The organism is Halomonas colorata, from assembly GCF_014897985.1.
Lineage (GTDB): Bacteria > Pseudomonadota > Gammaproteobacteria > Pseudomonadales > Halomonadaceae > Vreelandella > Vreelandella colorata.
On the sequence record NZ_JABUZA010000073.1, the window covers coordinates 1 to 8,315 of the forward strand.

The following is an 8,315-nucleotide window of genomic DNA, read 5'->3' on the forward strand; positions in this document are numbered from 1 at the left end:
ATAACGGCTGGAGCAACTGATGAAATGCGGTGTTATGATGAGACAAAGCCTGAATCCTTTATGAGTAGAGTGTTTGGGCGCACTCTCATTTTACTCACTTGGATCCAGGCTTTTTCATTTATTAATGTTTATGGGACAGCAGTGCCCCGTTGCGGGCTTTTTTCATTTTGATTGACGGACAGTTTACGGACAAAGTGGGAACAACCCGCCACGCTGTGGATAGAGTGTCTATTAGGAACCTGAAACCGTCTATTAGGAACCGTTTCGCCGTCTATTAGGAACCGGTATCCGTCTATTAGGAACCGGCATTGCGCGTAATTCATTGAATTAAAAGAGTAAATTTCCTTCTTTTTACGCTAAATCTTTTAAAACTATATATAAAACTGTTTAAAACCCTTTTGCCTGTGCATAAGTCGATGGCCCCCATCCGTTAGTTCGGAACTCCTATTGGTGCGAAATCGCGCCACGATCCAAAAGCGTGGCCCCTGCGGGGTTCCCACCGCTTCGCGGCAGCTCCCCTCCCTCATGAAAGGCGTTCGCTCCGCCCCAAGGCGCTGGCCGAGCTTGCTGCCGTGGGTTGGAGGCTGGACGAGTACGCTAAGGGCAAATGGGAAACGGGCGACCCAAGGCATCCGACCGTAACGCTGCTCCCCCTGTTTAATGGCACCTCACCCCCTATTTAACAGTACCCAACCCCCTGCTTAACGGCACCCGGCCAGTTTCTGAAAACCCAGCAACGGCGGGCCTTTGCGGGCCGTTCGCAAATTCCATCCAAGATTCTCTAAGAATCTCCAGCATGCGCGCTAAGCGCCGCGCCTTGATGGCGCAGCTCATCGCTTGCTGCTCTTGGTCGGCCTACGGCCGTTGGGCACCAAAAAAAGGTAGGGCGGGCCTGCCGTCGTCGACGCGGTTAGTTCCGTCGATTACCCACCGGTCGCAGCACCTGGTCGAGCCGTTGAAACCGGCAAAAAGACATCAGGCACCAAAAAGGGAAGGGCAGGGCCAAAACCCACATAAGGCCTCTAACGGCCTGCGAAAGCGTTCCAGAATCCTTCCCGTATAGGTCGTGGCGGCGTTTTTTCAGTGTCGGAATGGGGTTATGGCTATCATGTGTGAAAACTTCTCACAGCGCGATACACGCCGTTTTTGCGGTGTGTAATAGACGGCTGCCCCCACTGACCCTGTGCCCCGTGTATCGGGGTTATCTTCACAGGGGCGGCTGCCCCTACTTTGAAACGAGTGTCAGGCTTCGCAGGCGGCCCGGAGAGCCGTTTTCAGAGGGGGCTAGAGTTGTGGTGGCGGGGAGGACCATAAAAGCGCTTACGCTGTCATTACAGCCGATTTGCGAGACGTAGGGCCGGATCGGCCGGAGCCTTTCTTTTGGTGCCCATAAAAAAGCCCTGCACTTGGCAGGGCGGGCGAGATCATTTGCGGCGCTGCTGGCGCTCCCTTAGTGCTTGTTCGGACATGATGGCCATGCGCAGTTGCTCTATCATCACCACCTGATGTTTGCTTCCGAACAGGGGCAGGCGGTTGATGGACTGCGCCGCCCCAAACAGGCCATTAGCAGCCTTAAAGCGATAACGGTTCATGCGTTGCTCTCGTGGTTCCAGCCACCGCGCAAACGCATCGAGTTGCGGCCCATAGCCCCGCGAGCGCAGGTATTCGCGCAGCAAGTACATGCCGAAGGCGGCAGCGAAGGCCACCACGCAAAAAATCAGATATTCAATCATTGGTCAGTCTCCGGTGCATTGGCCGCCTTGGCAGCAGTTGATTGGGTTTCATCGCTCTGGCGGTTCCCAACAGCTATTGGCGCGTCAGCCTTAGCCACCGCTTCCGCTGACATGCCGGGCACCTTCATGCGAGCAAGGGTGCCGGGGATTGGTTTGCTATACGGGTTCATGCCTCACCTTCCTGTTTCGGGTTGTTGGATTTCTCCACGCCGTTCGGCTGAGCCGGGGCGGCGGACGGTTCTTGTGCGGGACGAATAACGTTTGTTTCTTCGGCAACATCCGCGGATACACCGCTGTTAGCTGGACGTTTTTCGTCACCCTCATCGCTGTCAGGCATTTGCGGTGGGGGGCCGCCGCCCATGCTCGCCGCGCCTTCCATACCCGGCACAGAGATAGCGGCGAGCGTCCCGAGGCCGCGGGCGGCCACACTAGCCAAGTTGTTCGCGCCGGAGGCCGCTTTTTTCAGTGTTTGCGCCGCCTGCTGCGGCCCACTCAGACCACTGCTGCGCGGAGTGTCGCTCTGGCTGTTGATGCCGCTACCTGACGGCGATTTGCCCGCCTGCGAGCCACCGACGCGAGAACCGGCTAACTGAGCTGCTGCGCTACCGCCCGTTGCCGTTCCTGTGGTCGCCGCACTGTTCATGGACGGCATGGCGGACGCTGCGGGGTTCTGCTGGCCACCGGCCATGCTGGCATTGATGCTGTCGGCCAGTCCACTGCCAGCGCCACCACCAGAACCGCCGCCCAAAGCACCCGCAGCACCACCGGCCGCGTTTGCGCCGCCCGCCATCATGGTGCCTGCCGCCAAGCCAGTAGCCGCCGCAGCGGCCGCCATTGCCATGCCGCCGATCGCACTGCCTCCCCCAAATGATGAGCCGGTGATCATGCCCGCAATCAGCTCCGGGATAGACCGAGACAGATAGGCGCACACCAAGGACAGGCCCAATAGTGTCAATGTTGGCCCAATAGTGCCGTCGTAGTTGGCGAACCACCTGTCCGATACGGACATAATCAGGCCGACAATCAAGGTCAGGACGAACAGCTTAGCGCCTACCGCAACGGCATAGCGAAGCGGGGCTATTGCAAATTCCCGTGTCCATTGTGAGCCGCCGAAACCGATGAACAGCACGGCCGCATTGATAATCACATACGACTCGACAAGCGTAACGAACATAAACGCGGCGATGAACGCGAAGCACAGCAAAATGATGACGCCGGATAGCGCAATCACAACCGCAGTTTCGAGGTCAAACAACGAAATGTTCGACAGGACTTTTTGTGCCAATTTGATAGCTAAGGTGAACACGTCACCGGGCATCAACTCCTGCGCAAACCCGGAGGCTTGCGATCCCGCTTCGCGGAAGCTGTTCACGATAGCCGTGCTCCACTCTGTGGAGTACGTCAGCAAGGCAAGGAAAAAGCCTATCGTCATGACGAACTTGATCAGCTCGCGGAACATTTCGCCAACATCGGCGCTTTGCCAAATCAGGTTGCCGAACGTCCAAACAAACTGAATCCCAGCGAGCAGGAACAGCAAGTTTCTGGCATAGCCCTGCAACTTTGGCCCCCACTGAGCAGACGCATTATGAATGTCTGTTAGCAGCCCGTTCATCTCCACATTACTTTGTAAACCGGCGGCCATTGCACTCCCGGTCATCAACAGCATGGCTATCCCGACGCAACTTAGAAAGAGTGGTCTACTCATAATCAAAACCCCTTCGACGGGCCGGGTTCGTCTTTCCCTTCCCAGAACTTTTTGGTAGCCGCCGCTTTTTGCTTCTGTGAAGCCGAACATTCTTCGCCCGAAGAAATGACGACGCTAGTCATTACGGCCCCACCCACAGCAGAACCGAGACACAACACCAAAAGAAGAATCTTAGAAATCGTCATAATCAAAACCCCTTGGATGGGCCGGGAGTGTCTGTACCTCCCCAGAACCTTTCACTGGCCGCGTCCTTCACGGCTTCCTGTTCGGTTTGTTTGGCCATGTAGTTGCCTTGCAGGGTGATTTGCGTGGCCACCAGATCGCGCAGTTTCTGGAGCTGCTGCACGTTCTGCGCCGCAATCTCGTTCCCGGCTTGAATGGCCTGCTGACGGCCAACGGCCGACTGCGAACGGCTCACCAACTGATCCAGCATCGCGTTCTCATCCTCGAATGTGCTCGTATTTACGCCAGCGGCCTGCATGGCCGTGCGGGCGTTATCGAAGCCGGATTGTGCCCAGTCCCGATAGCGCTGCGGCATGTTGTTTTGCCCTTGGCCAATCGAGTTCAGATAGCTGTCATAGCCCTTGAACTGCTGGCGAAACTGTTCGTCCAGATTGCTGATGTTGCGGCCGAGCGACTGCGCCGAGTTGTAGACGCTGGCCACGCGCTGAAGGTCGCCAGTGATGGTGTTGAACATGCGGCTGGGCAGTGACATGCCCTGCTTAATCATGTTGTCGTACTGCTGGATCTGCGTCTGCAACTGCTGGGCCGTGTTCAGTTGCGTGTTGACCGCTTCGGCGTACTCGTACATCTGCTGATAGAACGTCGAGCAGTTCGAGCAGTAGATGGCATAGGCCGGAGCCGGTGCCATGTAGAGACTTACACCAAGGCCTGCGTTTGCCATTGCAAGAGCGAGCGCCGCGCCTCGACCGAATTTTCGGGCGGCATGAGCCGACATTTTTTGCGATTCTAGTTCCATACCGAATGCCTCGTTTTGTCATCGTCCGAGATTTGATTATTGACCGATATGGAGCAGTTTTAAATATGCGGATAATCTCGTATCCGCATAGAATTCAACGGTTTATGTCCGTAACTGTCCGTCAAGCTTCCCGCGATTGGTGTTCAAAACTATGATTTTGAACGCGTTTTTCATGACGAGCGGAACGAGCTTGGTTGTCCGTTTTGATACGTTTTGCGGACAAAAAAAAGCCCACCGAAGTGAGCTTTTGATAGGGCAGTGCGCGGCGTCAGTGGGCAGCGTAATAGGGATTCTGTGCGCGATAGAGGTCACGCTCCGGTTCAGGAATGTGTAGCGTTTCAAGGTGCCAATCTTCGAGTGAAGAAGCCAGCTCGGCCGCTATGCGCTGGGCTTCCATAACGCTGTTGCTAGGCCGCCCACTGGCTCGACCGAGGCAGGCTTGCAGTTCGTTGAGTTGATTGGCCAATGCGCTGATGCGGTGAGCTGTCTTCATGATCAATTCCCCTTGCTGATCCTTTCCACGATTCTGTCGAATTCTTCCCGGACCTGATCGTCCGTAAGCTTAAGATTAACCAATCCTGACTTTATTGCAATTCTTCCGATTCTTTCTGCTGCCTCATTGTCGAGTTTTGCCAATCTGGCTTTCGCCATTTCAAGCTCTGAAAGGGCATCAGAACGGCGCTCTGCGAGGGTTTTTCGTGCCATGATTACTCCGTTGTTTCTTGATGATCGAGTTTCGAAAAAAAGCGCGTAAACGGAGGCTATGTTCTCACCCGAGTCGAGCAATTTACAAGACTTAGATTTGGCTGGCCTAGCTGATGGCCTCTCAAAGCCCCCTCCTTTTGGTGTCAGTTTGGTGTCAGTCCGTCCCTGATGCTCATGAACTCAGTCGGAAACGCGTTTTTATGCGAATGTATGCGATTCTATGCGATTAGAAGAATTGATTAATGCGATGCTACGCGAATGTATGCGAATTAGCGCGAATGTACGCGATTACGCCATATTTTACTGGCCATTCTGCTCCAGTCGCATAGAATCGCATGAAGCAGTACGGCAAGATGTGTGTTGTACCGGTACGGGCAAGCCCGCACCAGTCCAACACCGCCCCTTACTCACCTGCGGTTCGACGGCATCTTGCTCTGCGAGGCTGTCAGTCGCTCCGCGACATTTACACCAAAGAGGAAAGGCTTATGGCCGGTGAAAATGCGATTGAGGCTATCAAGCCGCATTCGCGTGGGACACGTCCACGGCGGGAGCGAATTGAGGTTTGGGTCAGCATTGATGAGAAAAAAGAGTTAGCCGAAAGGGCCGATCAGGCGGGGTTGTCGAATGCCGCTTTCCTTCGCGCTGTTGGGCTGAATCTGCCTATAGGTTCACGGGCCGATTTGGAAGCTGTCCGCCAGTTGGCAAAGGTGAATGGCGACCTCGGCCGGGTGGCCGGATTGCTGAAATTGTGGCTCGCTGAGAAACGCGGTCAGGGCGCGCGACCGATTGACGTAGAAGCGATGATGATGGATTTCCGCGCAATCCAAGAGGACATGCGGGCGCTCATGGGGAGGATTTCCAAATGATCGCACATCGCATCAACCGTGAACGCAAGGCCTCAAGCCCAGCCCGGTTAATCAAGTATATGGTGGCGGCCAAGGGCGGCATTGACCCGACGAGCTGGGAGCGCACGGCCGATTACATTCTGGATTCCGCCAATGGCACGACCGAGGGCGAGAAGGTCGCCAGCTACCGCGTTACCAACTGCGGCACGGATGATCCGGCAGATGCCGCAATCTTGATCCAAGCCACGCAAGCGGCTAACACCAGGTCGAAGGCGGAAAAGACCTACCACTTTGTCTATTCCTTCCCGCCCGGCGAGCAGCCAGACCTTGAGACGCTGCACGCCATCGAAGACGAACTATGCGCTGCCATCGGCCTCGATGAGCACCAGCGTGTATCAGCGGTTCATATCGACACCGATAACCTGCATGTGCATGTGGCCATCAACAAGGTTCACCCGACCGGGTTACAGAACATTGAACCCTATTACGATCAGTTCCGCCTGATGGAGGCCTGTGAGCGTCTTGAGGTAGAGCACGGCTTGCAAACAACGTTTCATGGTCTGGAGGCAAAGCAGCGGCATCAGAACCGCGACATTGAGCTGTTGCCAGCGAAAGCCCCAGAGCAGCGCGACAGCCTATTCCGTGAACACCTTAGAAACGCTTACGACCTCAGCATATCGAAGCCTCCTGAAGCCAAAACCCTGAACGGGTTGCGCAAGCTGTCCGATACCCGTCTACAGAGACAGTCAGCAGATAAAGCGGAGCCAGTCCGCATCGGCGCGAAGGTGGCCAGCGTGGAGGCGCAGTCCGGCATCGAGACGCTGACCGGGTACGCGGCCTGCGAGCTGGCCCCGGCGATGCGACAGGCGACGAGCTGGCAGGAGCTGCACGGCGCAGCGGCCGAACACGGCCTAGAGGTTCGCCAGCGCGGCGCTGGCCTTGTCATCGGCGAGCCAGATTCAGGCATTTGGGCGAAGGCCAGCAACGTCGGCCGCGACCTTTCCATGAAGGCCCTAACTGACCGTCTTGGCCCGTTCCAGCCTTCCGAACGGCAGGCCGAGGCGAAGGCGAACCGCAAGCGGTACGAGCCACGACCCCGGCGGCCGGATAACCCGACGACAGCGGGCCTGTTCAATCAGTACCAGCGCGAGCGACAGGCGGCCATTCTGGCCCGCCGTCAGGGCCTCGACCAGATCAAGCGCGAGAGTGCAGCTTTCAATGCGCAGGTTAAGCAGTGGAGCCAGACAGAGCGAATGCTTTTGAAGGTCGCGGGCAAGGGGCCGACCAAACGCCTGATGTACGGCACTATCAAACAGCAGGCCGACGCCTCGCGCCAAAAGAACCGGCAGAGCGCAGACGCTCGCCGTCAGGCGCTGTTCAAACAGACGACGATGCCCACTTGGGCCGACTGGCTGACGCAGCAGGCCGAGCGCGGCAACGCCGAGGCGCTGGCCGTGCTGCGCGACCGCGAGGAACGGACACGCCGCTGGAACGGGGAGCTACTGACCGCCGACCGGGCCGACAAGGCCAAGGCTGTTGTTCTCGACAAGCTCAAGCCCAAGGCCCGGAAAGACGGGACGATGGCGTACAGTACCATCGACGGCGGCATGGTGATCGACCGGAAGACGCACGTTCAGGCGCAGAAAGCCACGACCGGCGCGGCACTGGTTGCGCTCGAACTGGCGTCCAAGCGGTTCGAGGGCCAAGCCCTCATCGTGGAAGGCACAGACGAGTTCCGGCTTGAAGTCGCCCAGCTCGCCGGTATGCACGGCCTTAAGGTCACGTTCACCGATCCGGCGATGGAGCGTATGCGCCGCGAGACGGCCGAGCATAAGGAAATGGAGAAGGCCTTTCAGACCGAGGTATACGCTCCGAAGGACACCAAAAAGGGAGAGGCGAGCGATATGCCAGGCGTGGCCCCACAGCGTAGGCAGATGCAACCGAAGGACCGCTCTAATGGACTGATATAGCTGAAAACATCGTTCAATGACTCGTCAGAAAGTAGGTTGTCCTGCGTTATTGGCACTGTTCTATGCTGACGAGGCATTATCCCATAAAGTGTATGGGTTGAATCTTGGAAAGAATAATTAGTAGGAGCTTTAATGCATCTAATAATGCTCGATACATGTGTTTGGCTTGATATTTCGTCTCAAAAAGCTGAATTGCCGATGCTTACTGCCATAGAACATCTGGTGCAGGATGGGAGTATCAAAATACTACTGCCCGATCTGATACGTGCCGAGTACGAACGAAATAAAGATAGGGTGATTGGGTAATGACTCCAACTTATTGATAGTGTTTTATGTTCAGATAATGCCCGATGACTTTGTCATGCAGCTCCACCGATT

The 8,315-nt window shown here is 56.3% G+C and carries 12 protein-coding genes; 4 read left to right on the plus strand and 8 right to left on the minus strand.

Annotated features, from left to right (window positions below; translation table 11 throughout):
- Positions 1–485: 485 nt before the first annotated feature.
- Positions 486–683, plus strand: a complete 198-nt coding sequence (gene repC, locus INT33_RS21675; RefSeq protein WP_198427863.1) for a replication protein C, IncQ-type — start codon at positions 486–488, stop codon at positions 681–683.
- Positions 684–1,424: 741 nt separating this feature from the next.
- Here repC and INT33_RS20380 read toward each other — a convergent pair.
- From INT33_RS20380 to INT33_RS20410, 7 genes are all read right to left on the minus strand, one after another.
- On the minus strand, positions 1,425–1,733 hold the full coding sequence (locus tag INT33_RS20380) for a hypothetical protein (protein ID WP_001297325.1): 309 nt from the start codon (positions 1,731–1,733) through the stop codon (positions 1,425–1,427).
- Positions 1,730–1,903 (minus strand): hypothetical protein, encoded by a 174-nt coding sequence (locus INT33_RS20385; protein WP_001565726.1) that lies wholly within the window; start codon positions 1,901–1,903, stop codon positions 1,730–1,732. The genes INT33_RS20380 and INT33_RS20385 overlap by 4 nt, the downstream gene beginning before the upstream one ends.
- Positions 1,900–3,399: a P-type conjugative transfer protein TrbL gene (gene trbL / locus INT33_RS20390; protein WP_193092894.1), complete on the minus strand. Its 1,500-nt coding sequence runs from the start codon at positions 3,397–3,399 to the stop codon at positions 1,900–1,902. The genes INT33_RS20385 and trbL overlap by 4 nt, the downstream gene beginning before the upstream one ends.
- A 41-nt stretch (positions 3,400–3,440) precedes the next feature.
- Entirely contained in the window at positions 3,441–3,623 is a 183-nt protein-coding gene (locus tag INT33_RS20395) for a hypothetical protein (RefSeq protein WP_001565722.1), read from the minus strand.
- 2 nt (positions 3,624–3,625) lie between these two features.
- Positions 3,626–4,417: a P-type conjugative transfer protein TrbJ gene (gene trbJ / locus INT33_RS20400; protein WP_193092895.1), complete on the minus strand. Its 792-nt coding sequence runs from the start codon at positions 4,415–4,417 to the stop codon at positions 3,626–3,628.
- Positions 4,418–4,685: 268 nt separating this feature from the next.
- Positions 4,686–4,910: a hypothetical protein gene (locus INT33_RS20405; protein ID WP_001565720.1), complete on the minus strand. Its 225-nt coding sequence runs from the start codon at positions 4,908–4,910 to the stop codon at positions 4,686–4,688.
- Between the two features lie 2 nt (positions 4,911–4,912).
- A complete protein-coding gene (locus INT33_RS20410; protein WP_193092896.1) occupies positions 4,913–5,122 on the minus strand; it encodes a TraC family protein in 210 nt (69 codons plus the stop codon).
- Positions 5,123–5,607: 485 nt separating this feature from the next.
- On the opposite strand from INT33_RS20410, the gene INT33_RS20415 reads away from it, so the two are divergent.
- From INT33_RS20415 to INT33_RS20425, 3 genes are all read left to right on the plus strand, one after another.
- A complete protein-coding gene (locus tag INT33_RS20415; RefSeq protein ID WP_000896705.1) occupies positions 5,608–5,988 on the plus strand; it encodes a plasmid mobilization protein in 381 nt (126 codons plus the stop codon).
- On the plus strand, positions 5,985–7,937 hold the full coding sequence (gene traI / locus INT33_RS20420) for a TraI/MobA(P) family conjugative relaxase (RefSeq protein ID WP_193092897.1): 1,953 nt from the start codon (positions 5,985–5,987) through the stop codon (positions 7,935–7,937). Before INT33_RS20415 ends, traI begins: the two co-directional genes overlap by 4 nt.
- A gap of 144 nt (positions 7,938–8,081) precedes the next feature.
- Positions 8,082–8,243 (plus strand): PIN domain-containing protein, encoded by a 162-nt coding sequence (locus tag INT33_RS20425; RefSeq protein WP_226940289.1) that lies wholly within the window; start codon positions 8,082–8,084, stop codon positions 8,241–8,243.
- A gap of 10 nt (positions 8,244–8,253) precedes the next feature.
- Here the strand turns inward: INT33_RS20425 and INT33_RS21620 are convergent.
- Positions 8,254–8,315: IS1 family transposase (locus tag INT33_RS21620; protein ID WP_071528444.1), on the minus strand; the 62-nt coding region annotated here is incomplete at its 5' end.

Excerpts from the sequence above, each read along its gene's own strand:
- trbJ (WP_193092895.1), bottom strand. The coding sequence starts at position 4,417 with ATGGAACTAGAATCGCAAAAAATGTCGGCTCATGCCGCCCGAAAATTC.
- trbL (WP_193092894.1), bottom strand. The coding sequence starts at position 3,399 with ATGCTGTTGATGACCGGGAGTGCAATGGCCGCCGGTTTACAAAGTAAT.
- INT33_RS20405 (WP_001565720.1), bottom strand. The coding sequence starts at position 4,910 with ATGAAGACAGCTCACCGCATCAGCGCATTGGCCAATCAACTCAACGAA.
- INT33_RS20380 (WP_001297325.1), bottom strand. The coding sequence starts at position 1,733 with ATGATTGAATATCTGATTTTTTGCGTGGTGGCCTTCGCTGCCGCCTTC.
- INT33_RS20410 (WP_193092896.1), bottom strand. The coding sequence starts at position 5,122 with ATGGCACGAAAAACCCTCGCAGAGCGCCGTTCTGATGCCCTTTCAGAG.
- INT33_RS20395 (WP_001565722.1), bottom strand. The coding sequence starts at position 3,623 with ATGACGATTTCTAAGATTCTTCTTTTGGTGTTGTGTCTCGGTTCTGCT.
- INT33_RS20425 (WP_226940289.1), top strand. The coding sequence starts at position 8,082 with ATGCTCGATACATGTGTTTGGCTTGATATTTCGTCTCAAAAAGCTGAA.
- INT33_RS20415 (WP_000896705.1), top strand. The coding sequence starts at position 5,608 with ATGGCCGGTGAAAATGCGATTGAGGCTATCAAGCCGCATTCGCGTGGG.
- INT33_RS20385 (WP_001565726.1), bottom strand. The coding sequence starts at position 1,903 with ATGAACCCGTATAGCAAACCAATCCCCGGCACCCTTGCTCGCATGAAG.
- traI (WP_193092897.1), top strand. The coding sequence starts at position 5,985 with ATGATCGCACATCGCATCAACCGTGAACGCAAGGCCTCAAGCCCAGCC.